This window comes from Amycolatopsis sp. TRM77291 (genome assembly GCF_054166285.1).
This window is the reverse complement of record NZ_JBSZHF010000001.1, coordinates 5021823-5045555: the sequence shown is the minus strand read 5'-3', so window position 1 is coordinate 5045555 and position 23733 is coordinate 5021823. Positions and strand designations below refer to the sequence as shown.

At 69.1% G+C, this 23733-nt stretch carries 22 protein-coding genes and 1 rRNA gene; 10 read left to right on the top strand and 13 right to left on the bottom strand.

The window, feature by feature from the left end; translation table 11 throughout:
* Positions 1-161: 161 nt before the first annotated feature.
* Entirely contained in the window at positions 162-1253 is a 1092-nt protein-coding gene (locus ACXIZN_RS23340) for a substrate-binding domain-containing protein (RefSeq protein WP_457956894.1), read from the bottom strand.
* A gap of 156 nt (positions 1254-1409) precedes the next feature.
* A complete protein-coding gene (locus ACXIZN_RS23335; protein ID WP_457956893.1) occupies positions 1410-1817 on the bottom strand; it encodes a DUF1508 domain-containing protein in 408 nt (135 codons plus the stop codon).
* 221 nt (positions 1818-2038) lie between these two features.
* On the opposite strand from ACXIZN_RS23335, the gene ACXIZN_RS23330 reads away from it, so the two are divergent.
* A complete protein-coding gene (locus ACXIZN_RS23330; protein WP_457956892.1) occupies positions 2039-2779 on the top strand; it encodes an SDR family oxidoreductase in 741 nt (246 codons plus the stop codon).
* Between the two features lie 115 nt (positions 2780-2894).
* Here the strand turns inward: ACXIZN_RS23330 and ACXIZN_RS23325 are convergent, their stop codons facing one another.
* Entirely contained in the window at positions 2895-3929 is a 1035-nt protein-coding gene (locus tag ACXIZN_RS23325; RefSeq protein ID WP_457956891.1) for an SDR family oxidoreductase, read from the bottom strand.
* A gap of 71 nt (positions 3930-4000) precedes the next feature.
* On the opposite strand from ACXIZN_RS23325, the gene ACXIZN_RS23320 reads away from it, so the two are divergent.
* Positions 4001-4900 carry a LysR family transcriptional regulator gene (locus ACXIZN_RS23320; RefSeq protein ID WP_457956890.1) on the top strand — a complete coding sequence of 300 codons (900 nt, stop codon included), beginning with the start codon at positions 4001-4003 and terminating at the stop codon, positions 4898-4900.
* Here ACXIZN_RS23320 and ACXIZN_RS23315 read toward each other — a convergent pair.
* Positions 4880-6322: an ABC transporter substrate-binding protein gene (locus ACXIZN_RS23315; protein WP_457956889.1), complete on the bottom strand. Its 1443-nt coding sequence runs from the start codon at positions 6320-6322 to the stop codon at positions 4880-4882. The genes ACXIZN_RS23320 and ACXIZN_RS23315 overlap by 21 nt on opposite strands.
* Positions 6323-6422: 100 nt before the next feature.
* Here ACXIZN_RS23315 and ACXIZN_RS23310 point away from each other — a divergent pair, with 100 nt between their 5' ends.
* Positions 6423-7760 carry an LVIVD repeat-containing protein gene (locus tag ACXIZN_RS23310; protein WP_457956888.1) on the top strand — a complete coding sequence of 446 codons (1338 nt, stop codon included), beginning with the start codon at positions 6423-6425 and terminating at the stop codon, positions 7758-7760.
* Positions 7761-7775: 15 nt separating this feature from the next.
* On the top strand, positions 7776-8213 hold the full coding sequence (locus ACXIZN_RS23305; RefSeq protein ID WP_457956887.1) for a hypothetical protein: 438 nt from the start codon (positions 7776-7778) through the stop codon (positions 8211-8213).
* A gap of 54 nt (positions 8214-8267) precedes the next feature.
* Here the strand turns inward: ACXIZN_RS23305 and ACXIZN_RS23300 are convergent, their stop codons facing one another.
* The 4 genes from ACXIZN_RS23300 to ACXIZN_RS23285 all read right to left on the bottom strand — a co-directional run bounded on the left by ACXIZN_RS23300 (position 8268) and on the right by ACXIZN_RS23285 (position 14613).
* Positions 8268-10046, bottom strand: a complete 1779-nt coding sequence (locus ACXIZN_RS23300) for a choline/carnitine O-acyltransferase (RefSeq protein ID WP_457956886.1) — start codon at positions 10044-10046, stop codon at positions 8268-8270.
* Complete coding sequence (locus tag ACXIZN_RS23295) at positions 10043-10891, bottom strand: class I SAM-dependent methyltransferase (RefSeq protein ID WP_457956885.1); 849 nt, start codon at positions 10889-10891, stop codon at positions 10043-10045. Before ACXIZN_RS23295 ends, ACXIZN_RS23300 begins: the two co-directional genes overlap by 4 nt.
* 123 nt (positions 10892-11014) lie before the next feature.
* Positions 11015-11866: a HalD/BesD family halogenase gene (locus ACXIZN_RS23290; protein ID WP_457956884.1), complete on the bottom strand. Its 852-nt coding sequence runs from the start codon at positions 11864-11866 to the stop codon at positions 11015-11017.
* Between the two features lie 149 nt (positions 11867-12015).
* On the bottom strand, positions 12016-14613 hold the full coding sequence (locus tag ACXIZN_RS23285; RefSeq protein WP_457956883.1) for a bifunctional FO biosynthesis protein CofGH: 2598 nt from the start codon (positions 14611-14613) through the stop codon (positions 12016-12018).
* Positions 14614-14756: 143 nt separating this feature from the next.
* On the opposite strand from ACXIZN_RS23285, the gene ACXIZN_RS23280 reads away from it, so the two are divergent.
* Positions 14757-16355 (top strand): IS1634 family transposase, encoded by a 1599-nt coding sequence (locus tag ACXIZN_RS23280; RefSeq protein ID WP_457956881.1) that lies wholly within the window; start codon positions 14757-14759, stop codon positions 16353-16355.
* Here the strand turns inward: ACXIZN_RS23280 and ACXIZN_RS23275 are convergent.
* Both ACXIZN_RS23275 and ACXIZN_RS23270 read right to left on the bottom strand, forming a co-directional pair.
* A complete protein-coding gene (locus ACXIZN_RS23275; protein ID WP_457956879.1) occupies positions 16294-17052 on the bottom strand; it encodes an SDR family oxidoreductase in 759 nt (252 codons plus the stop codon). The two genes, ACXIZN_RS23280 and ACXIZN_RS23275, sit on opposite strands and share 62 nt — an antisense overlap.
* Positions 17052-17855, bottom strand: a complete 804-nt coding sequence (locus ACXIZN_RS23270; protein ID WP_457956874.1) for an alpha/beta fold hydrolase — start codon at positions 17853-17855, stop codon at positions 17052-17054. Before ACXIZN_RS23270 ends, ACXIZN_RS23275 begins: the two co-directional genes overlap by 1 nt.
* Before the next feature lie 382 nt (positions 17856-18237).
* Here ACXIZN_RS23270 and rrf point away from each other — a divergent pair.
* Positions 18238-18354 (top strand): 5S ribosomal RNA (rrf, locus tag ACXIZN_RS23265).
* Positions 18355-18764: 410 nt separating this feature from the next.
* On the opposite strand, the gene cobF is transcribed toward rrf, so the two are convergent.
* Complete coding sequence (cobF, locus tag ACXIZN_RS23260) at positions 18765-19529, bottom strand: precorrin-6A synthase (deacetylating) (protein WP_457956872.1); 765 nt, start codon at positions 19527-19529, stop codon at positions 18765-18767.
* Between the two features lie 96 nt (positions 19530-19625).
* Here cobF and ACXIZN_RS23255 point away from each other — a divergent pair, with 96 nt between their 5' ends.
* The 3 genes from ACXIZN_RS23255 to ACXIZN_RS23245 are packed head-to-tail and all read left to right on the top strand — an operon-like array spanning position 19626 to position 22212.
* Positions 19626-19832, top strand: coding sequence for a heavy-metal-associated domain-containing protein (locus ACXIZN_RS23255; protein ID WP_126729947.1), 207 nt, complete (start codon positions 19626-19628; stop codon positions 19830-19832).
* On the top strand, positions 19829-19987 hold the full coding sequence (locus tag ACXIZN_RS23250) for a hypothetical protein (RefSeq protein ID WP_457956870.1): 159 nt from the start codon (positions 19829-19831) through the stop codon (positions 19985-19987). The genes ACXIZN_RS23255 and ACXIZN_RS23250 overlap by 4 nt, the downstream gene beginning before the upstream one ends.
* Positions 19984-22212, top strand: coding sequence for a heavy metal translocating P-type ATPase (locus tag ACXIZN_RS23245; protein ID WP_457956869.1), 2229 nt, complete (start codon positions 19984-19986; stop codon positions 22210-22212). The genes ACXIZN_RS23250 and ACXIZN_RS23245 overlap by 4 nt, the downstream gene beginning before the upstream one ends.
* On the opposite strand, the gene ACXIZN_RS23240 is transcribed toward ACXIZN_RS23245, so the two are convergent.
* Positions 22163-22444 carry a metal-sensitive transcriptional regulator gene (locus tag ACXIZN_RS23240; protein ID WP_007034631.1) on the bottom strand — a complete coding sequence of 94 codons (282 nt, stop codon included), beginning with the start codon at positions 22442-22444 and terminating at the stop codon, positions 22163-22165. The two genes, ACXIZN_RS23245 and ACXIZN_RS23240, sit on opposite strands and share 50 nt — an antisense overlap.
* Before the next feature lie 169 nt (positions 22445-22613).
* On the opposite strand from ACXIZN_RS23240, the gene ACXIZN_RS23235 reads away from it, so the two are divergent.
* Positions 22614-22976 carry a YciI family protein gene (locus ACXIZN_RS23235; protein ID WP_457956867.1) on the top strand — a complete coding sequence of 121 codons (363 nt, stop codon included), beginning with the start codon at positions 22614-22616 and terminating at the stop codon, positions 22974-22976.
* On the opposite strand, the gene ACXIZN_RS23230 is transcribed toward ACXIZN_RS23235, so the two are convergent.
* Positions 22973-23641, bottom strand: coding sequence for a M protein (locus ACXIZN_RS23230; RefSeq protein ID WP_457956866.1), 669 nt, complete (start codon positions 23639-23641; stop codon positions 22973-22975). The two genes, ACXIZN_RS23235 and ACXIZN_RS23230, sit on opposite strands and share 4 nt — an antisense overlap.
* Between the last annotated feature and the right edge of the window lie 92 nt (positions 23642-23733).

Below are 23733 nucleotides of genomic sequence, written 5' to 3'. Positions count from 1 at the left end.
CCGGGCTTCGACCCGGTCACCGGCGCGGGCGTGATCATGACCGGCCCGGCGCTCGCCGCGCTGGGCGTCGCCCCCAAGTAGCCGCAGTAGTCCCATCGCGCGTGAAGGCCCCTTCCCTCGGCTCAGCCGAGGGAAGGGGGCCTTCACGCGCTAGGAGGGGGTCAGGACTTGACGCAGGACAGGCCGTTCGGGCCGGAGACGGTCAGGAAGCCGTACCGCTTGATGGTGGTGGCGAGCTGGCCACCGCACAGCGGGCTGGCGGTCGCGGCCGTGTCACCGGCGGCGAAACCGACGGCGCGCTGGGCCTGGTCGTAGCTCGGCGTGCGGGTGTCGAGCACGTGGTAGACGCTGCGCGAACCCAGGAACGCCGTGGTGAAGGCCGGGGTGTAGTTACCGGCCGAGCCGGCGACCGGGGAGCCGTCGAAGCCGGCGCCGGTCAGCGGGTTCACGGTGAAGCCCGCGCGCTTGTCCGCGGTCACCGTGTTGCCCTGGGCGATCCACTGCGCGATGGAGAACGGGGCGATCGCGTTGGCGCGGTCGGCGGCGGGGATCGAGTTGCCGTCGTGCTCCTGGAACCGCTTGATGGTGACCGGCTTGGTGGTGGGGTCGAAGCCGAGGACGGTGGTCGTGAAGAAGCTCAGCGTGCCGGAGCCGGTCTGGGGCAGGTAGACCACGATGGCGGCGTTGGCGCCACCGACCTGGTTCCAGTTGGTGATGGAGCCGTCGTAGATGCCGCGCAGCTGCGCCAGCGTGAGGGACAGGCCCGCGCCCGAACCGGTCGCCGAGGAGGACCAGGTGACACCGTCGGTGGCGAAGGAGTAGTACTCGAACGACGCGGGGTCGGACGAGCCGCGGGGCGACGACGACCGCGCGATGTCGATCTTGCCGTCGCCCGCGTCACCGGAGGCCTTGAGCGCGGCCTTGCCCTGGGACGAGCCGTTCGGCGGCAGGGTGGTCGTGGTGTTGTAGACGACCTCGTCGGCGTACAGGTCACCGGGAACGGTGAAGGTGCCGCCAGCGGCGAGCAGCGGCGGGATGTTGACGTGGTTGTCGGGGTCGCTGTTCCAGGCGGCGCCGTTGGCGTTGGCCAGGATCGCGCCGGTGATGTCGACGGTGGTGTCCGAGCCCGCCGCGGCCAGGACGTCTTCGAGGCCGTTGGCCGGGGCGACCGCCGAGGCGGTGCCGGTCAGGGTGAGGCAGGCACACGCGGCGATCGCGGTGGCGCCGAGAAAGCGAGTGGTACGAGCACGCATCTTGTTTGCACTCTTTCTCTAGTCCCCAAGTCGTCACGGGATTCCGTGACTTGGCCCAATCCTCGCTCCGCAACACTGTCCGGCGGCGGTGCTTCGCGTTCCCGCCCGACGTCCTGGTGGTTAATCTCCGGGGAACGCACTTTCCGTGAGCGGCCGTCACGGAGAACGATTCGGTGAAATACCGCCGGAATCACGCCGGTATTTCCGGCGCCAATCGGTTATCGTCTCGATCCCTTCGCCGATGGACGCCTCGGTGGTGGCCGAGCGGAATCTGTCGAGGCCGCGCTGCGCCTCGATACGCCGTCCGTAGGCATGGCTGGCGATCGCGACGATCAGGTCTTCCCGATGCAGGCGCCAGCGCCAGCGCCCGCCGCTGAGATGACTGAAATCGCTGGTCAGCTCGGAGACGTGCGAGCTGAGCCAGGCGATCGCGGCGAGGCATTCCTCGGCTCGCGGATAATCGCCGGGCGCCGAACCCAGCGACACGTTGTTGCCGCCGAGCAGCCGCCATCGAATGGTCTGCTCGCCGGTCTGGACGAGCTGAAAGCGTGGATTCTTCTTCACCGTTCACCGTCCTGACGGCGAAGTGAACGGTGTGAATTCCCCCTGGTCACATCCGGTGAATCGCCGCGATGTGGTGAAGGGGTTACCGGTTTTCGTGAAGGCGCGACGGCCGACGGGTGAACGTTTTCCTTCGACGGCGGCGCGCTAGCCTGAACGGACGCGGGTAATCGGAAAACAATCACCGAGCCGGATCGGTCCGGCACGGTCTGCGAGGAGGTTCGATGGGCAACGGCAGGACCGCGGTCGTCACCGGGGCGGGTTCCGGGCTCGGCAGGGAGATCTCGCGCGCGTTACTCGGCGCCGGTTACCGGGTCGCCCTCGCCGGCCGCCGCGCGGACGCGCTGGCCGAGACCGCCGACGGTGATCTGAACGCGCTTACCGTGCCCACGGACGTCGCCGACCCCGATTCCGTGGCCGCGTTGTTCGAGACGGTCCGCGCGGAATGGGGGCGGCTGGATCTCCTGGTGAACAACGCCGGTGTTTCGGTGGGCGGGACCGTCGACGAACTGTCCTTCGCGGACTGGAAACGCGCCGTCGACACGAACCTGACCGGGATGTTCCTGTGCGCGCAGCAGGCCGTGCGGCTGATGAAGGCGCAGGACCCGCGCGGCGGCCGGATCGTCAACAACGGTTCGATCTCCGCGCACGCCCCGCGTCCCGCGTCCGTCGCCTACACCGCGACGAAACACGCGGTGACCGGGCTGACGAAGTCGATCTCCCTCGACGGGCGGGCATGGAATGTCGCATGTGGACAGATCGATATCGGCAACGCCGCCACCGAGATGACGCTGCGGATGGCCGACGGGATCCCGCAGGCCGACGGCAGCGTCAAGGCCGAGCCGACCTTCGACGCCCGCCACGTCGCGGACGCCGTGCTGTACATGGCCGGGCTGCCGCTGGACGCGAACGTCCAGTTCCTGACCGTCACGGCGACCGCGATGCCGTACATCGGGCGCGGCTGAAGGGGATTCCGCTGTGGAGGACGTGTCGCGAAAGCCACTTTCGGGACATCAGACGTCGCGAAAGTGGCTTTCGCAACCTCCGCTCGGCCGGCGACCACCCCCCGAAGCCTCCGGCCTACGGGATCACCTTCGCCTTCCGGAACTCGTCGAACAGCCGGAAGAACATCGCCGACGTCTCCGCGTACTCGTGGAAACCGGCCCGCCGGGCCTTCGAGCCGTCCGCGAACATGTCGTAGTCCCAGCCGAACACGAAGTCCGCGAATCCCCACGACGACGAAACCGCGCTGTACGGCACTTCGAGGCCGTACTTCGCGGCGATCGAGGTCCAGAGTTCTTCCTTGTCCGCCATGACGACGTCCAGCGACATCGGCAGCGGCGGCGCCACCTCCAGGTCGAAGTACCGCGCGATCCGCGGCCAGAGGTCGCTCCACCGGAACAGGTCCCCGTTCGCGATGTTGTACGCCTCGTTCTCCGAGCCGGTCGCCCACACGGTGGCCTTCGCCAGCAGCCCGGCGTCGGTCATCTCCAGGAGGCTGTCGTACGCGCCGGGTTTGCCGGGAAACCGCAGCGGCAGCCCGAGTTCCTTCGAGATCGACGCGTAGACCGCGATGGCCAGCGCGAGGTTCATCGGGTTGCCCAGCGCGGTCCCGCCGACCACCGAAGGCCGGATCGCCGACCACGTCCAGGTCTTCCCCGCTTGGCGCCGCTCCAAAAAGGACTGCTGATCGACGTTGAACTCGGGCGGCATGTGCCCGGCGTCGTCTTCGCGCGCCGGGGTCTTGAACGGGCCGAGGTGGGCGCCGTAGACCTTGTAGCCCTGCATGAGACTGATGTGGCGCAGGCCGGGGGCGGCGGGTTCGATCGCGTCGACGAGGTTGGTCAGCATCGCCAGGTTCGGCGCGACCAGTTCCGCCCAGGTCGGCTTGTCGACATAGGCCGCGTAGAACACGTGCGTGACGTCGTCCAAGCCGCCGAGTTTCGCGCGGGTGTCGTCCGCGTCGAGCAGGTCGACCGCGATCTGGCCCGGGCCGCCGCGCCGCGACAGGCCGATGACGCGCCAACCCGGCAGGGTCTCCAGGTGTTCGATCAGGTTCTTGCCGATGACCCCGTTGGCCCCGGCGACCAGGGCGACCTTGCGTTCTTCGTTCATGTCATCGAGCTTGGACCCAGCACGCGGATAAGTCCAAGGCATAGATATCACCACTCCGATAAACTCTCTTCATGACCAGTTTGCGGCAGCTCGAGTACCTGGTGACCGTCGTCGACACCGGCTCCTTCACCAAGGCCGCCGAGTTGCTGCACGTGACGCAGCCCGCGCTGTCGCATCAGGTGCGCGCGCTGGAGAAGGGCGTCGGCGGCCCGCTGCTCGAACGGCTGCCGCGCGGCGTCCGGCTCACCCCGATGGGTCGCGCCATGCTGCCGCATGCCCGCGCCACCCTCGCCGACGCCGAACGCGCGCGGTGCGCCGCCCGGCAGGCGTCCGGTCTGGAGGCCGGCGAACTCCAGATCGCGACGGTCTACTCGGTCGGCATCGGGGTCCTGCCCGCGGCGTTGCGGGTCTGGCGCCGGGAGCGGCCGGAGGTCGACGTCCGGCTGGTGGAGTTCCGGCACGCGGACGAGCTCCGGGAGGCCATGGCGGCGGGGGAGGCCGACGTCGCGGTCGGCCCGGTCCCGCCGGGCTGGGACGGGCCGGTCCGCGAAATCGGTGCCGAGGAGTTCGTCGTGGTCCTGCCGATCGACGGACCGCGCGAGGACGACGGCACCGGCGTCGTCGACCTGGCGACCCTCGCGGACTGCGCGTGGGTGCACTACGCGCCGGGCAACGGGCTCGCCGACCTCGTCGACCAGGCGTGCGCCGCGGCGGGTTTCCAGCCGAGGGCGGCTGTCCGGACCGAACAGAGCGCGGCGGCCCCGGTGCTCGCGGCGGCCGGGCTCGGCCCCGCGCTGGTCCCGGCCAACGTCCTGCCCGAAGGTTTCCACGGCCGCGTCCTGCGGCCCGAACCGGCGATCCGGCGCACGCTCGCCGCTTACTGCCGCAGCACGCCCGACCCGCTGACCTCGGCCTTCATCGACGTCGTCGCGGGGGAGTGCACACTCGGATCACCGCACGGTGGCATCTGACAGGTCCACTCCGCCGAACGCCGTCGCCTTGACGTCGCCCACCCGGTCCGCCCAGACGGCGTGCCCGTGCCCGGACCACAGCGGCACGACCGGGAGATCCCGGAGCAACTGGTTCTCCACCAGCCGGTAGACCTCGCCGCTCTCGCCCGCGTCGGTCTCCTCGGCCGATTTCAGCAGGTCGGCGAACCCGTCGCTCTGATATCCGGTCGCCTTCGCGATCTCGGCCAGCACCTCCTGCGGGCTCGGCGTCAGCATGGCCATCTCGATCGCGAACGGGCCCTGTCCGGGCTCCGGGGTGAGCGGGACGCCGACGGCCGCGGTGACCTGCTCCGCGAGCGGACGCAGCCAGCCCGCCTGCGACTGTCCGAAGTGGACAGGTGTGGCCGGGAACTCCGCTTGGGTCAACAGGGATTTCCCCGCTCCGGCGTCGAAAGTGCAGGGGCGGCAGGTGCTGCTGCGCTCGCCCGGCGCGACCGCGGGCGGCAGCAGCGATTTCGCCGGATCCACCTGCTTGCCGAGGGCGCCGGCCTCCAGTGCCGCGCGATCGATCCCGAGCGCGAAGCCGTGCCGGACGGTCGCGTCGGAGAAATGCGGTGCGGTCAGGGGAAATCCGAGGTAGGCGACGGTGGGCAGGGCCCACATCACGTGCCGCTGCGCGAAATCGGCGTGCATGGCCTCGTGGCGGTCGCCGGGGACGAACGTGGAGAGATCGAGTTTCCCGGCCTTGACCTCGTCGTACTGCGCCGCCGCGTCGCCGGTCTTGAGTTCGATCACACGCGCCTTGCCCGGCGCGTTCGCCACGCGGATGAGTTTGCCGCCCGACGGCTGCCACGCGCCGTCCAGCCGGAACGGCCCGTTGCCGACGGGCCGCTGTGCGAAACCGGCCCAATCACGCGAAGCCAGTGCCGACGCGGGCAGCGGGACCAGCGCGGGCGACGACAGCAGGGCCGGGACCTGACCCGACGGCCGGTCGAGCACGAGCCGGATGGTCAGTGGATCCGGTGCGCTGATCTCCTTGGCGCGCAGGAGATCCTTGACCACCCGCGACGCCTGCCACCGCTCCGCGCCGATCGCCTTCCAGGTGTCCACATAGGACTTGGCGGTCACCGGGGTGCCGTCGTGGAACTTCCCGCCGTCCTTGAGCTTCACCGTCCACGTGATCCGGTCGGAACTGGTGAACGATTCGGCCGCCCGCGGCGCCGTCTTGCCCGTCGCCGGGTCGTGATCGGCCAGCGGCGTCCAGAGCGCGCCGGCGAGCATCCGCCCCGGCTGGTCGCGGACGTCGGCGGGCAGCAGGGTCGCCGGAGCGGCCAGGCCCACGCGAAGAACGTCCGGTGCGGGCGGTTCGCCGGATTCCGTGCAGCCCGCCGCGACCAGGGCGGCGGCGAAGAGCGGGGCCAGAAGACGCAAGCGCATGGTCATGTCATAGCAGTCCCGCAACGACTATTGGCGGTTGTGCGGGCAAAGTGGCGATCATAAGGTGCAGGGACCAGCCTGGGAGGTTTCTGTGCGAGGAAACTGGTTGCTCCGTTCGTGCCTGGCGCTCGCCACGGTCACCGCGACCCTGATCGCCACCGGTCTGCCCGCCGCGGCGTGCGGCGACGAGGACAAACCGGCAGGCGAGAAGGTCCGGGTCGCGGGCGCCCCCGGCGCGGTGAAGAACGTCAAGGCCGTCGGCAACGTGCCCGACGCGCAAGGCGCCATCGCCATGGGGTTCCTGCAGTACGGCAAACGTGACGTCATGGCCGTTTCCGGCGAGTTCGGCCTGAAGGTCTACGACCTCACGAAGAACCCCACCGCGCCGAAGCTGATCGGCGAGGTCAGCCTCCCCGGTCTGTGGGAGACCGAGGACACCGAGGTCGACATCAAGCGCAAGCTCGTCTTCCTCGCGCGTGACCCGCGGGCCTACGGCGGCACCACGCAGACCGGCGAGTCCGGTATCTACATCATCGACCTGAAGAACCCGGACAAACCGGCCATCCTGAGCTACACCAAGGTGCCCGCCGGCCACACGACCAGCTGCGTCGACGACTGCCGGTACCTGTGGACCGGCGGCCCCGCGAAGGCCGCGAACCAGCCCGCGGACTGGGGCGGCCGCCCGATCTGGGTGACCGACATCCGCGACCCGCGCAACCCCACGACGTTCCCGAACCCGATCGAACTCGCCCGCAACGACGGCAAGACCGACTACGTGCACGACGTCCAGGTCGACGCCGAGGGCGTGGCGTGGGTTTCCGGCCGAGGCGGCGTCCGCGGCTACTGGACCAGCGGCTATCACCGCGATCCCGTGCAGGGCAAGGTCCGCCGCGCGACGCCGTTCGACCCGGTGCCTTACGCGGGCGGCGGGATCGAGGAGACGGCGGCGCCGTCGAAGTTCATGCACAACAGCTTCCACCCGGCCGGGCACCGCTCGGCCGACGGCGCCGACTCGAACCGATGGCACGGCCGCGACCTGATCTACGCCACCGAAGAGTCCTTCCTCGACGGCTGCGCCGGTGACGGCGTGCTGACGATCTCGTCGCTGCAGAACTCCTACAACGGAGAAGGCTGGCGTTCGACGCCGGAGAAGCCGTTCCGGCTGAAGTCCGTCGGAACCTGGAGCGTCGCCGGGCAGGAAGGCAGCGACCCGGCCTCGGGTGACTGCTCCGCGCACTACTTCGACATCCGCGGCAAGGTCCTCGTGCAGTCGTTCTACGCGCAGGGCACGCGGTTCCTCGACGTCAGCGACCCGACCGACCCGAAGCAGATCGCCTACTTCCGCCCGGCGGACGCCAGCGCGTGGGCGCCCTATTGGCACAAGGGTTACGTCTATGTCGCCGACAACACTCGCGGAATCGACATCCTGAAGCTCACCGCCTGAGGCAAGATCTTCCCCATGCGCACCCTGGGGAAGACGTTGGGGATCACGGCCGCGGTCGTCCTGATCGCGGCCTGTGATCCGGTCCCGCCGAAGGAAACGGCCGTCCACACCGACCCGGCGCCGGTCGCCGAGGACTTCCCGGAGGTGGGCGAGATCGTCGCGGCCTCGTGGGTCGAGGAGCGGATGGGCGCTTCCGAGGGGCGGGACGCGGCGCCGGGGCCGTCCGATCTCCGGTTGTCCGCGCTGGTGAAGCTGCGTCGCGAGGCCGTCACGAAGGTGCTGGGCGAGTACGAGTGCCAAGCCGGTTCTCCGGCGGTGCCCGAGCCGTTGAAGGGACTCTTCCCATCCGGCGTGGCGTGGCTTTCCTGCGAGCTGCCCACGACCACCAAGTCGCGGACCGCGTTCGTCGCCGACGGGTCGGAACAGGCCTTCCTCACCTCGACGACCATGTGACGCGAAGGCGTCCTTCACCGCATCGGACGCGGCGAAGGACGCCTTCGGCCCAGCTCAGGCCAGCAGCTCCTGCAGCTCCCGCACCGCGCCGGCCAGCTCGGTCGCGAACAGCTCCATCTCGTGTGCCACGTGCTTCGGCGTGCACAGGTACAGATTCAGCGACTCCGGCAGCAGCACGTACGCGACACCGATGCACTGCGGGCTGGTCGACCCGAAGCCGAAGTACTGGATGTTCACCGACGGCGCCGAGCTGGTGCTCAGGTAGTCGTCGCGCATCTTCAGCCAGCCGGGCGACGAGTACAGTGCCGGAGAGTCCTCGACGCCGCGCCGCTTCTGGATCAGCTGTAACTCCCACAGGTGCTGCTCCGGCGCATCACCCGCCTGGCACTCCTTCGCCCGCGTGACGTGCTTCGCGGCCGCCGCGCGGAAGGCCGCCTGACGCGTCTGCCGATCGGCCTGCGGGTCGTCCATCACCTGGACGAACCACTGCACCTCGGGCGTCACCACTCGCATCGCTTCGGTGCGCCCGTTCTGATATTGCCGCGTCGCGATCGACTCGTACGTCGCGCCGGTGATCCCCTTCGCCCGCTTGTGCGCGAGCTGGTACGCCATCTGTGCGAAGGCATCCGGGGACATCCCCAGCTCCTTCGCCCGCTTCGCGCCGAAGTCGGTGAAGGACACCGTCCTCGTAGCGGTCGCTTCGGCGTACTCGGCGAAGGACGCGGCGGCGGCGCGGGCATCCTCGCGCAGCGCTTCACCCAGGACGAACTCGATGACCTCCGACGCCGGGACGCCGTCGGCGGGCGGCCGCTCCAGCCGTGTTCCGCTCAGCAGCGCGTCGGTGAACCCGAGGATCGTGGTCCCGTCCAATTCGCAGTGCTCGACGTTGATCCCCGCCGTGCCGTCTTCGAACACGATCAGCGAAACGGCCTTGTCGAACCAGCGGTTCCCGCTGTCGCCGTGCAACAGGTTGTCGCACGCCTCCTGCGCGTCCGCCGGCGTGAAGTCCTCCAGGCACAGGCAGAACAACGCCGTCTCGATGTCGTCGAGCGCGGCCGCGTTCCCGGCGGCGAGCAGTGCTTCCCTCGTCGCCGCCCATTCCGCCCTGGCCTTGGTGGTGAAATGCCCGGCCGAGGTCCGCGGGTCTTCGATGAAGTTCCCCGACTTGACGATCATCTGTAGCCCCGCGACCAGCTGTTCGGGGGAGTACGGGCGGCCGTCCGGGGCGATGACGTCCATCCGGAACGGGGTGTCGCGGTGGAACACCACGATGTGCCGGGCCCTCGACGGCCCCGGCCAGTCCTCGCGGTACGGCGTGCGCGCGGTGTCCTGCACGGCGCCGGGGATCCGCGTCGCCGAGAACAGGTATTTGTGCTGCACCATCGACTGCGGCTGCCCGCGCAGCACGACCGGCGGCACCAGTTCCTCGTCGAGCTTCAGCTTGTAGTCCACCGCCGACGCCGCCAGTTCGGCCGCGCGTTCCAGCTGTCCCAGCGGGGATTCGGTGAACAGGAAGAAGAAGTTCGCGTTGAGCGCGATCCGGTCGCGGCGGCCGAGGTAGCGGTACGGCCAGAAGGTGTCCAGCCAGCTGCGGACGCCTTCCCGCTTGTCGTAGGCCTCGAGCGCGCTCTGCAGTTCGTGCGCCGGGCTTCCTTCCGCGAGGAACTCGGCGACGGCGCCTTCGGTCGCCGCGAGTTCGCCGGGGGTGAGCAGCGGCGAGCACCACTCGAGAAACCGGCGGCAGGTGTCCTCCAGGCGGGGGACGGGGACCCTCGGCAGGACGTCCTCGTTGCCGAACGTGCGGGTGGACGGTTCCGGACTGCTCACGATCATCCTTGATCTCGAAGGGGAAGGGCGTTCAGCGCGGAGGCGAGTTCACCCGCCGCACCGTTCGGGCGGGAGACGAACAGCCGTGCGTACAGCCTGCCGTCGGACTCCAGCCCGTGCGGGTCGACACCCGCGACGGACAGAGTGTCCAAGATCTGCGTCCGTTCCTCGGCCGAGGCGAATTTCCGCTGGGGGAAGACGCCGTCGACGCCGGTCGTGTCGTACCCGAATTCGGCGAGGCTCTCGGCGACCGGCCCATAGGAGAACATCCGGAGGACGAAATGCGCCATCCACGGCCGGTTCTCCCGCGCGATCCGGACCAGGGTCTTCTCGGTGACGTAGCCGATGCAGCCGGTCGAGATGACGATGTCGACCTCGCCCAGCAGCGCGCGCTGCTCCTCTGTCGGGTCTTCGCTCTCCAGATCCGCGTGGATCGCGTCGTCGATGAAGCCCGCGGCGAGCGCGTAGTCCAACGCGGGCGCGGAGGCGTCGAGGCCGATGAAACGGACACCGTCATCGGCGGCGAGCTTCTCGACCATCCGCCGATCGCGGGCGATCAGTTCGTCCCGGCTCAGCGGTTCGCCGTCCCGGTAGTGGTCGTACAGCCGCTCCATCGAGGTGTCACAGCGGTGCAGCGCCGCGTTGACGCCGTAGGAACAGCCGAGGTCGAGCACCGTGAGGGTCTTGACGTCGGTCTCCGCGCGGTATTCGTCGATCAGTTTCGCGAAGTAGGCCTTCGCCTGCTGAGGGATGGAGTAGTCCAGTCTGCGCAAGGTGCCGAAGAACGCTCGAGGATCGGGCTCGGTGTAGATGTGATCGAAAGAGATCTTGCCGGTCGAATCCAAAGGCACGGCCAAGCTCCTGACTGAGTGTCTGTAGGTGAACCCGCAACGGCCGAAGGCCTCACTATCGAGGTGCGGGGTTCACCCTTGTGGTCACCTTTCAGGTACTTCTTCAGCTCCGCCAACAGGCTCTTAGTCGAGCAGCTGATCGCCCCGGACGGCCGCCGAAGCGACGTGTTCCGGCAGGACCCGGCCGAACAGCTGTCTCGTCCGTTCCGGACTGCCGATGACCCCAGGACGCTCGCTGTACGCGAAGATCGCGGAATGGCGGGCGACTGCCCCTTGAACACTACTCACCCGGTGCAGCGCGAAGCGTCCGCGAAACAGCTGAAGATCGCCGGGACGCAGGGTGAGTCGTCGGATCAGGTGATCCCCTTCGCCCGCCAGCACGGCACGGACGTCGTCGAAGTTCTCCGCCGTTTCGGAGCGGATGTTCGGGCAGTACTCGAAGACACCGCCCTCGGCCGCCTCCTGCGTGAGCATGCTGACCGTGTACTCGTTGGTGTCGAAATGCCACGGATGCGCGCGGCCCGGTTCGATCACGTTGAGCACGAGGCCTGCCAGAGGATCGGCGAGTTCGTGCAGTTCGGGGAGTTCGAAGCAGTCGGCCACGAACCGCTGGAACTCGCGGCTCGCATAAAGCTGCTGGATGACCGCGGTCGCCGGGATCCGGTCCCGTGCCACGAAAGCGTTGCCGCGTTCCATGATCGTGCGGCCGGGGTGGCCTTCCGGCAGCGGAGTGTCGATGGCGATGTTGTAGGCGTTGACGCGTTCGACCTTCGCGTACGCCTCCGGAGCGATCTCCGCGCCTTCGCGGCGAAGGGCGTCACGCAACTCCGGCCGGATGAAGTCGGCCAGCACACTGCACCCCGTTTCCCGCAGTTCGGCGCGGGTCCGGGCCACGATTTCACGCCACGCCGGGCTTCCCGGATCGGACAACGGATAGCGGGCGGTGTCGGCCACCTGGACTGCGCTCGCGGTCATCGACGTCCTCTCGGCTGCCCGGAAGTGATTCTCGGGTTTAGCACAGAAAACGCCCTCGGCCCCCGCGCCTTGTGAGCGGTGCCACACGGAAAGTGACGGCCCCCTTGTCCACGTCGTACGCGGGCAAGGGGGCCGTCAGGGAACTTTCGTCAGCTGGTGACAAGCGGCAGCAGCGGCCGCCGCACCGCGGTCGCGACGCCGTCGGACGCCTGGGCCGCGGCGATCCGCTCCGCCGTCGGCGTGCCGTACTCGGTGGTCCGCTGCCGCAACGGGCGGCCCAGCGGTTCGACCATCGCGCGCATGTCGCTGATCGTCTTGTACGACCCGTTGGCCGCCCCCGCCATCCGGCTGATCGTCTCCTCCATCAGCGTCCCGCCGATGTCGTTGACCCCGCCCTGGAGCACGGCGCGGCTGCCCTCTTCGCCGAGTTTCACCCAGGAGCTCTGGATGTTGTCGATCGTCCCGTGCAGCAGCAGCCGGGCCAGCGCGTGCACCGCGCGGTTCTCGCGCAGCGTCGTCCCGGCCCTGGCGAGCCCGGCGAGGTAGATCGGGGAACTCTGGTGGATGAACGGCAGCAGCACGAACTCGCTGAACCCGCGCCGCCCGTTGCGCTCCAGGCCTTCCCGCTGCAGTTTCGCCAGCAGCTTCAGGTGCCCCACCCAGTGCGACGGCGTGTCGACGTGGCCGTACATCATCGTCGACGTCGTGGTGATGCCGAGTTTGTGCGCGGTGGTGACGACGTTGATCCATTCCGACGTCGGCAGCTTGCCCTTCGTGAGCACCCAGCGGACGTCGTCGTCGAGGATCTCCGCGGCCGTGCCCGGCAGCGAGTCGACGCCCGCCTCCTTCGCACGCGCCAGCCAGTCCTCGATCGAGAGGTTCGTCCGAGAAGCGCCGTTGACGACCTCCATCGGCGAGTACGAGTGCAGGTGGATGTCCGGCTGACGGCGCTTCACCTCGGCCGCGAGGTCGAAGTACGCGGTGCCCGGCAGATCCGGATGGATGCCGCCCTGCATGCAGATCTCGGTCGCGCCCGCGGCCCACGCCTCGTCGACCCGGTCGCCGACCTGCTCCAGCGAGAGCGTGTACGCGTCGGCGTCGGTACGCCGCTGCGCGAACGCGCAGAACCGGCAGCCGGTGTAGCAGACGTTGGTGAAGTTGATGTTCCGGGTGACGACGAAGGTGACGTCGTCGCCGTTCACCTCGCGCCGCAGGTCGTCGGCGATCTTGGTGAAGGCGTCGAGCTCCGGCCCGTCGGCGTGCAGCAGCGCCAGTGCCTCGTCGTCCGAGAGCCCGGCGGGGTTCTTTTCCGCGCTGCGCAAGGCATCCCGGATGTCGAGGTCGAACCGCTGCGGCGCGGTCTTGATGTTGCCCTTGATCTCGGCCCAGTCGCCGTAGACCGAGTCGAAGTCGCTGCGGCGGTCTTCCGTTCGCCCGACCGTGTCGACCTCGACGTGCAGATCGGTGCGCCCGGCCTCCTGCCAGCCACCGTCCGGCTCCTGCCACGGGATGCCCACCGGGATGGCCTCTTCGATCGCGAGCCCGGTCTCGGTGTCGGTCAGCGGCGCGAGATGCGCGTTCATCCGCGGGTCCAGCCACGGCTCGCCTGCCTTGACGTACTCCGGGTAGATCGGGAGCCGCTCGCGCACGGTGAAACCGAGCGCCTCGGTGCGGCGCTTGAGCTCGTCGATCTGCGGCCACGCGCGTTCGGGGTTCACGTGGTCGGGGGTCAGCGGCGAGACGCCGCCCCAGTCGTCGATGCCCGCGTTCAGCATTAGTTCGTACTGCTGGCCGATCAGGTTCGGCGGCGCCTGGATGCGCATCTTCGGTCCGAGCACAAGCCGCGCGACGGCGATGGTCGCGGCGAGTTCTTCGAGGTCGGCGTCCGGCGTCGCGCGCATCTTCGTGTCCGGCTTCGCACGGAAGTTCTGGACGATGACCTCCTGGATGCCGCCGTAGGTCTTCGCGACCTTGCGGATCGCGAACAGCGAGTCGGCGCGTTCTTCGAAGTTCTCCCCGATGCCGATCAGGATGCCCGTGGTGAACGGCACCGAACTGCGGCCGGCGTCCTCCAGCACCCGCAGGCGCACGTCGGGGTCCTTGTCGGGTGAGCCGTAGTGCGGGCCACCCTTCTCGGTGTACAGCCGCTTCGCCGTCGTCTCCAGCATCATGCCCATCGACGCCGAAACCGGCTTCAGCCGCTGGAAGTCCTGCCAGGTCAGCACGCCCGGGTTGAGGTGCGGCAGGACGCCGGTCTCCTCCAGCACCCGGATCGCCATCGCCCGGACGTAGGACAGCGTGTCGTCGTAGCCGTGCGCGTCGAGCCAGTCCTTCGCCGCCTTCCAGCGGTCCTCCGGACGGTCGCCGAGGGTGAACAGCGCTTCCTTGACCCCCATCGCGGCACCCTTGCGGGCGATGTCGAGGACCTCGTCGGGGGAGAGGAACGGCGACTCGACCCGGCCGGGCACGGTCGCGAAGGTGCAGTAACCGCATCGGTCCCGGCACAACCGGGTGAGCGGGATGAACACCGAACGGCTGTAGGTGACCACGCCCGGACGGCCCGCCGCGACGAGTCCGGCGTCACGGATCCGGGAGGCGTGCTCGGACAGCGTCTTCAGGTCGTCGCCGCGCGCTTGAAGCAGGATCGAGGCCTCGGTGAGGTCGAGGGTCTTCCCGTCGCGCGCCCTGGCGAGCGCCCGGCGCATCGCCGAGGTGGTGGGGGCGTTCGCGTCTGCATCCGATGCCATTCCCGCACGCTATGGCCGGACTCGCTCCACCTGCCAGTGTGCATCCCGCCACCGCGTCACCCGCGTGGCTGCGGTCACTGTTCTCGCTGGTCAGGGCTTGATCTTGGTTGCCGATCAGTGGGCCGGAGTGTATTACCTAAAGTGTGGCTTCGGTGATCGGCAAGAAGGTCGGCGGGCGGACGTACTACTACCTGGTCACCTCCGCGCGGGTCGACGGCGAGCCCAGGGTCGTGTCGCAGCGTTACCTCGGCACGGCGGAGGAGATCGGGCGCGCGATGGAGGGCGACGTCTCCGCCCCCGGCGAAGCGCGTCACCGGACCTTCGGCGACGTCGCGGCGGTATGGGCCACGCTGCGACGGCTCGACTTCGTGCGCCAGGTCGACGAAGCCGTCGGGCCCCAGCGCGCCGCGACCACCCTCGGGACGCATCTCGCGCTCGCCGTCCTCCACCGGGCGACAGCCCCCGAAACGCAATTAGCCGACTGGTGGCGTGACTCCGTGGCCCGGGAATTCGTCCGGGCGGACCTCCCGAATCACTGGCGCGCCCTGCACCGCCTCACGCCCGAACGGATCGCCCGGATCGAGACCGCCGTCGCCGACGCGGTGCTGTCCTGGCTGGGGACGGGCGACGCCGCGCTCGCCGTGGACGTCCCGCAGTTCGCCACTTTCACCACGGCCGACCCGTGCCGCTGCGAACTCGCCGGACTCGGCCTGGTGGTGACCAAGGACGGCGCGATCCCGCTGGCCTCGCACGTGTACCCGAGGGAAGAGGCACCGCCGTTCGCCGCGCTCGCCGAGCGACTCCGGTCGCTGTACCCCGTCACGCTGGTCTTCACCGCGGGCCAGGCCGCGCAACTGGACCTCGGGCGGCATTTCGTCGGCGCGCTCCCGCTTTCGGAGCATCCGGAACTGTTGTCGAAACCGCCGTCGGCGCGCAAACCCGTCGACCCGGAGCGGTTCGCCGGGCTGACCGCCCTCGACACCAGGGCCGTGGTCGCGGGCGTGCGCCGGCGCGTGATCCTGACCCATTCGGAGACCCTGCACAACGCGCAGGCCCGCGCCTTCGGCGAGGAACTGAGCACCGCGACGCGGGAGCTCGCCGGCCTCGACGCGGCGCTGGCGTCAGGCGTCTATCGGGGTGACCGCGGCCAGGTGAACGCCGAAATCGCGCGGATCACCCGCGGCCGCCGGGTCGAGCGGGTGCTCTCCCCTTCTTTGGCGGGGACGAAACCGGGGGAGATCCGGCTGACCTGGAAGGTCGACGACGCCGCCGTCTCGCGGTTGCACGACGAGTTCTTCGGCAAGCAGGTGCTGGTCACCGACCACGACTGGCCGGTGTCCGAGGTCGTCACCGCGTACCGGGCCCGGACCCATCTCGACTCGACGTTCCGCTGGCTGACCGGTCCCGCCGTCACCGGCCCGGCCCCGCGCTGGGGCTGGACGCCGCATCGGATCGCGGTGCACACGCTGGTCACGGTGCTCGCGTCCACGGTCACCCACCTCATGCGGCGCGAGGCGGACCGCGCCGGGATGAACCTGTCGGTCCGTGAACTGATGGACAGCCTCGCAGGAATAGGGGAGACGGTGCTTCGGTATCCGTCCACCGGCGGCCGCCCGCGGACGCGGCGCCTGCTGACCGAGCGGAACCCGGAACAGCAGGCGCTCTTCGACCTCTTCGGCCTCAGCTCTCCCGATGGATATGGAGCGCCGAGAAGCTCTGCACCACCGGCATCAGCTCGATGACGTTGATGTTCACGTGCTCCGGCTGCGAAGCCGCCCAGAAGACGGACTCGGCCACATCGGCGGCCGTCAGCGGCGTCGTGCCCTTGTAGACGTTGTCGGCCTTGCTCCGGTCACCCTCGAACCGGACGACGGAGAACTCCGTGCCGCCGACCAGGCCCGGCTCGACGTTGGTCACCCGGACGCCGGTGCCCTGCAGGTCCGCGCGCAGGTTCAGGCTGAACTGGTGCACGAACGCCTTGGTCGCCCCGTAGGCGTTGCCGCCGGGATAGGGGTAGGAGCCCGCGACCGATCCGATGTTGATCACGTGCCCGCGGCCGCGCTCGACCATGCCGGGCAGCAACGCGCGGGTGAGGTGCGCGAGCCCCTTGATGTTCGTGTCGATCATCTGGTCCCAGTCGTCGAGCTTCGCCCGGTGGGCGGGCTCGAGGCCCTTCGCGAGGCCGGCGTTGTTCACCAGCAGGTCGACCTCGGCGAATCCGGCGGGCAGCGTGCCGGGGAGCGCGGCCACCGCGTCGGCGTCCCGGACGTCGAGCTCGAAGGGGAGGACGTTCTCGCCCAGCTCGCCGGCCAGCTTGTCGAGCCGGTCCTTGCTGCGCGCGGCCGCGACGACCTTGGCGCCGTCGGCGGCGAACCGGCGGACGATCTCGACGCCGAACCCGGCGCTGGCACCGGTCACGAAAACGGTCTTCTGGGGCATCACTTTGTCTCTTTCAAGAACCGTGCGAACACGTCGTTGAACTCGGCCTCGCGCTCCAGGTTAGGCATGTGCGCGGCGCCTTCGATCACCGCCAGGGTGGAGCCGGGGATGAGGTCGTGCATGAGCTCGGCGTCCGAGACCGGGGTGAACTCGTCCTCGGTCCCGACCACGACCAGAGCCGGTACCGCTACGCGCGTGAGGCTCTCCCTATAGTCCGGCCGCTCGGCCCTTCCCCTAAGCGCGGCGGCCGCTCCTTCCTTGGGCGTCGTGCGCATCATCCCCAGGACGTGCGCCGCCACGTCCGGCATCGTGCGGACGTTCTCCGGGGAGACCATCTTCGTCAGGACTTCCTCCGCGTAGGGGTTCAGTCCCTCCGCGAGGACGCGGTCCGCCATCTCGTTGCGGACGCGTTTGCCCTCCTCTGTCTCTTCCTGGGGAGAGGTGTCGGCGAGCAGGAGCCCGGCGACGCGGTCGGGGTAGGTGCGGTGGAACTCCATGACGATCTGCCCGCCCATGGAGAGGCCACCGAGCACGAAGCGCTCCAGCCCGAGGTGATCGGCGAGTCGCGCGATGTCGGCCGCGAAGACGTCGAGTCCGGTCTTCTGGTCTTTCGCCGGCTTGGTCGTCTCGCCGTACCCGCGAAGGTCCGCGGTGATGACCCGGTAACCCTCCTGGCTGAAGCGCTCGGCCTGGGGACGCCACATCGAACGGTTGAAGGGGTGGCCGTGGACGAGGACGACCGGCAACCCGGTGCCGAGGTCGTCGTAAGCGACGGAGATGCCGTCGAGTTCCGCAGTGCTCATGAACCTGACGCTAATCGGAGCAATCGATGGGATCAATACGGTGCAATGTACTCGGAGCAATGTTCTTGCCCAGGAGTTCACCTGGGGTCTCTTGGGGCGATCACCGCGTGATCGCCGGTCCTGGGCCCGTTTATGGCCGCTGACCTGCGCGAATGTCGTTAAGGTACCCCCCTGTTTTCGGGGGTTTCCGGCCATGTAAAGTTCTCTTCGTCGCCAGGGAAACCGGGCGGCCGACCGGGACACGAACCAAGCTCTCGCTCAGTGCGATTGAGTGGGTGTCTCACCAAAAACTGCTAGGAATGACTGCTTCGGATAAGGCCGCGTGCGGTGCGNCCACACAACCACACACAACGTGTGAGCGTGTGTGGGTGTTTCACAGTGTTTCGGTGGTTATAGCGTCAGGGAAACGCCCGGTCCCATTCCGAACCCGGAAGCTAAGCCTGACAGCGCCGATGGTACTGCAACCGAAGGGTTGTGGGAGAGTAGGACACCGCCGGACTAACCTTAAAAAAGGGTCCAGGCCCCGGTCGAGAACCACGAGTTCTCCCGTGGCTTGGACCCTTTTCTCATACCTGCCCCCCGCCACACCCGCGACCGAACCCGTCACACGCGTGATCCGGGACGTCATTCACGTGCTTGAGCGCGTAACTCACGTGATCAGAGACGTATCTCGCGTGATCAGAGACGTAACTCGCGTGTCCAGACGGAAGACACGGCGGTGCACGGGTCGTGGACCGTGTCGCCCCCCTGATCACGCGAGTCGTCCATCTGGACACGCGAGTTACGCGCTCAAGCACGCGAGTTACAGGTTCCATCACGCGAAGGACGCCCCTGAACACGCGAGTTACGGGGTTGGGCACGTGAGGCGCGGGGCGAGAGTGACGGGCGAGGGAGCGTGAGGGGGAGGGGTTAGGGGCGGATCGGGCGGCGTAGGTGGTAGATGTCCATGATCCAGCCCTTGCGGGATCGCGCGGAGGCGCGGACGGAGCGGATCTCCGCGGCGAGGCCGGCGGACAGGGGGCCGGAGAGCAGTAGCTCGTCGGGCGTTCCGAGGTACGCGCCCCAGTAGATCTCCAGACCCGTGTCGGCGAACTGCGAGAAAGTGCAGTTCGCGTCCAGCATCACGAAGACGTCGTCGACGTCCGCGGGCCAGCCTGCTTCGAGGCGGCGGCCGGTCGTGATCAGGATCGGGCGGCCGATCTGGTTCATCGTGGTCCGGTGCCGGGACGTCAGCGCGGCCACGCTGCTCACGCCCGGGATGACGTCGTACTCGAACTCGACGTTCCCCCTGGCGAGCACGGCGTCCAGCAGGGTCAGGGTCGAGTCGTAGAGCGCGGGGTCACCCCAGACGAGAAACGCGCCCCGCTCCTCGTGACCCAGCGAAGCGATCATGTTCTCGTAGACGTCGGTCCGGAGCCGGTGCCAGTCGGCGACGGCCTTCCGGTAGTCGTCCGGAGTACGGTCGCGTTCGGGGTCCGGCGCCCGGACGACGCGGTAGCCGGGCCGTTCGACGAACCGGTCGAGGATCTCCTGGCGCAGCGCCGTCAGGTCCTGCTTCTCCGAACCCTTGTCGAGGACGAAGAACACATCGGTCTCGTTCAGTCGCCGGACGGCCTGGACGGTCAGGTGTTCCGGGTCGCCGGCGCCGATGCCGATGGCGGAGATCTTCCTCATTTCCGCAGTGTCCCCGCACCCTCTGTGCACACCCCTACCCCCACGGGGTATAAAGGAAGTGATCGCTCCACCTGTCCTGTAGAGGAGTTCGTACCGATGGCCGAAACCACCTACACCGTCAAGGGCATGTCCTGCGGGCACTGTGCCTCCTCCGTCACCGAGGAGGTCAGCGGGATCGCGGGCGTCAGCGCCGTGAACGTGGACGTCGCCAGCGGCAAGGTCACCGTCACCAGCGACGCGCCCCTGGACGTCCAGGCCGTCGACGCGGCCGTCACCGAGGCCGGTTACCAGCTCGTCTCGTGAGCACCGCCGTCAAGGTGTCGGCGTTCGCCGCGGCTCTGGTCGCGGTGTTCGCCGTCGCCTGGGCGATCGGTTCCGCCGTCGGGCCGCTGGACGAGCCGCCCGCGCCGGCGCCGGCCAGCGAGCATCACGGGCACCATCCGGGAGATACGCCGTGACACCCCAGCGGGTCGAGCTGGCCATCGGCGGGATGACCTGCGCCTCCTGCGCCGCGCGGGTCGAACGCAAGCTGAACAAGGTCGACGGCGTCTCCGCCACGGTCAATTACGCCACCGAGAAGGCGCAGGTCGACTTCCCCGCCGCGTTGTCGGTCGAAGACCTCGTCGGCGTCGTCGAGTCCGCCGGCTACACGGCCCAACCGCCCAAGCCCGGCGAAGACGAGGACGAGCCAGGCGCGCTTCGTACGCGGCTCGTCGTTTCGGCCGTGCTCGCCGTGCCGGTGATCGTGCTGGCGATGGTCCCGGCCTGGCAGTTCACCTACTGGCAGTGGGTCTCACTGGTGCTGGCCGCGCCGGTCGTCACCTGGGGTGCGTGGCCGTTCCACCGCCCGGCCTGGACCAACCTCCGCCATGGCGCCGCCACCATGGACACCCTGATCTCGCTCGGCGTCGCCGCCGCCACGCTCTGGTCGTTGTACGCCCTGCTGTTCGGCGCCGCCGGGGTACCCGGCATGCGGCACGGCTTCGAGCTGACGATGCAGCGCGGGTCCGGCGCGGGCAATCTCTACCTCGAGGTCGCGGCCGGGGTGACCACGTTCCTCCTGGCAGGCCGGTACTTCGAGGCCAGGTCCAAGCGCCGCTCCGGCGCCGCGCTGCGGGCGCTGCTCGAACTCGGGGCGAAGGACGTCGCGATCCTCAAGGACGGCGTCGAGAGCCGCGTCCCGATCGGCGTGCTGAAGACGGGCGACGAGTTCGTCGTGCGGCCGGGGGAGAAGATCGCCACCGACGGTGTCGTGACCGACGGTGGATCCGCCGTCGACCTGAGCATGCTGACGGGTGAAGCCGTCCCGGTCGAGGTGACCAGCGGAGACGCCGTCGTCGGCGGGACGGTCAACGCGAGCGGGCGGCTCGTCGTCCGCGCCACCCGGATCGGCGCCGACACGCAGCTCGCGCAGATGGCGCGGCTGGTGGAGGACGCACAGAACGGCAAAGCGCGGGTCCAGCGGCTCGCCGACCGGGTGTCGGCCGTGTTCGTCCCGGTGGTGATCGCGCTCGCGGCCGGCACGCTCGGCTTCTGGCTCGGTGCGGGCAGCGGGGCCGACGCAGCCTTCACCGCCGCCGTCGCGGTCCTCATCATCGCTTGCCCGTGCGCGCTCGGCCTCGCCACGCCGACGGCGCTGCTGGTCGGCACCGGACGCGGCGCGCAGCTGGGCATCCTCATCAAGGGACCGGAGGTGCTCGAGTCCACTCGCGCGGTCGACACCGTCGTCCTGGACAAGACCGGCACGGTGACCGCCGGGAAGATGAGCCTCACCGACCTCTATGGCGACGACGAGACCGAGGTCCTGCGCCTGGCCGCGGCGGTCGAGCACGCCTCCGAACATCCGATCGCCCGCGCGATCGTCGCGGCCGCCGAAGAACGGCTGGGCGAGCTGCCGCCGGTCGGCGGGTTCCGCAACGTCGAGGGCCTTGGCGTCATCGGCGAGGTCGACGGCAAGACCGTCCTCGCCGGGCGGCCCGCGCTCCTCGTCCAGCACGGTATCGCGGTCGGCGACGAGTATTCCCAGGTCAAGACGGCCGCCGAGGATCGTGGCGCGACCGCGGTCGTCGTCGCTTGGGACGGCGAGACGCGCGGCGTGGTCGTCGTCGCCGACACGGTCAAGCCGACGTCGGCCAAGGCCGTGGCGGAACTGAAAGCGCTCGGGCTCCGCCCTGTCCTCCTGACCGGCGACAACACCGGTTCCGCGAACGCCGTCGCCGCCGAAGTGGGGATCGACGAGGTGGTCGCGGAGGTCCTGCCCGCGGACAAGGTCGACGTCGTCAAGCGGCTGCAGGCCGAAGGCCGCGTGGTCGCCATGGTCGGCGACGGCGTCAACGACGCGGCCGCGCTCGCGCAGGCCGACCTCGGTCTCTCGATGGGGACCGGGACGGACGCCGCGATCGAGGCCGGTGACCTGACCCTGGTGCGCGGCGACCTGCGCGCGGCCGCGGACGCCATCCGGCTCGCGCGCCGTACCCTCGGCACGATCAAGGGCAACCTGTTCTGGGCGTTCGCCTACAACGTCGCCGCGCTGCCGCTGGCCGCGCTCGGCCTGCTCAACCCCATGATCGCGGGGGCCGCGATGGCGTTCTCCTCGGTGTTCGTCGTCACCAACAGCCTGCGGCTGCGCCGCTTCAGGACCGGACCAGCCGGGCGATGGCGTCGGACGCCTCCCGGACCTTGAGGTCGGCCTCTTCGCCGCCCGCGGCGGCGGCGTGGACCACGCAGGTGGCCAGGTGCTCGTCCAGCAGTTCGAGGGAGAACGACTGCAGGGCCTTCGTGGCCGCGGACACCTGGGTCAGGATGTCGATGCAGTACTTGTCCTCTTCCACCATCCGCTGCAGGCCGCGGATCTGTCCTTCGATCCGGCGCAGGCGCTTGAGATAGGCCTCCCGCTCGGTGCCGTAGCCCGTCATTCCGCACCCGTTCTCTCGTCGTTCCCTGTCTTCGGCCACTATACCCTCCCCACGTATACGCGTGGGTCGGTCGAATTCCAGGATGCCAGGATGTCGAGGACGATCCGGCGGCTCCGACCCCTGCGTGAGCGGCCGGGCACCGGCCGCCGGACCACCAGGAGGAACACCGATGAAGTACATGATCATGATCACCATGAACCCTGCCGCCTGGGACGCCCTCCCCGAGGAGGAGCGAAACGAGGTGGTCGCCCGCATCGACCCTTTCATGAAGAAGCTCACCGAGAGCGGCGAACTGCTGGGGACGCAGGCGCTGGCGGAACCGAAGGAGAGCACGGTGGTCCGGGTGCGTGATGGCGTCCCGGTGGTCACCGACGGCCCGTTCGCGGAGTCGAAGGAGTACCTGGCCGGCTTCTACCTGGTCGAATGCGACAGCAAGGAGCGCGCGATCGAGATCGCGGGCCAGATCCCGGACGCGCATATCAACGCGATGGAGATCCGGCCGGTGGTCTTTTCCTCGGGTGACCCCGCTTAGGTCGCGGCCGCTTCGGTGCCGGTGCGGGCTTCGGGCCTGCTCCGGCGCTGAACGGGCACTTCCGGTTTCGGTGTGGGTGATACGGCCAGCACCGAACCGGCCTCGGTGAGCAGTTCTCGGCAGCCGACCAGCTGTTTCAGCACGTCGTCGCGCAGGCGGAGGGCCACGTCGGCCTTCTGCCGCGCTTCGGCGACCAGGCGCTCGCTCTCCGCGGCGGCGTCGTCGAGCAATTGTTTCGCCCGGGCCTGCGCGGCTTCGTCCTGCGCGGCGAGCGCGCGCATCGCCTCCGCGCGGCGCAGCGACATGGCGAGCTCGAAGTCTTCGGCGACCCGTTTGCGTTCCGCCTCGGCCTTGGCGGCCTGCTCGGCGGCGCGCGCGGTGATGTCCTCGGCTTCTTCGCGGGTGAGTTCGAGCATCCGGCGCGAGCGCTCCTGCAACGCGTCCGGCGCGATCGGGACACGGCTGATCCGGTCGACCGTGGCCTTCAATTCGCGGATGTCCTCGCGCGCGCCGGTGAGTTCGGCGGCCAGAACCTCTTCGCGGCGGAGGGACTCGTCGCGTTCGGCTTCCACTCGTCGTAGTTCGGCTTCCACCTCGCGAACGAATTCCCGGACCTGCGCGCGATCGAAACCACGCCACGCCAGATCGAAGCCGGGCATCTCCATTGGTCACCTCCACAGTGGTCGATGTGTCGCCATTGGGCGCTTTCTCTTGCCACACGGGGCTTTCACCGACCAGTGTGCCTGAAGCCGCGGCG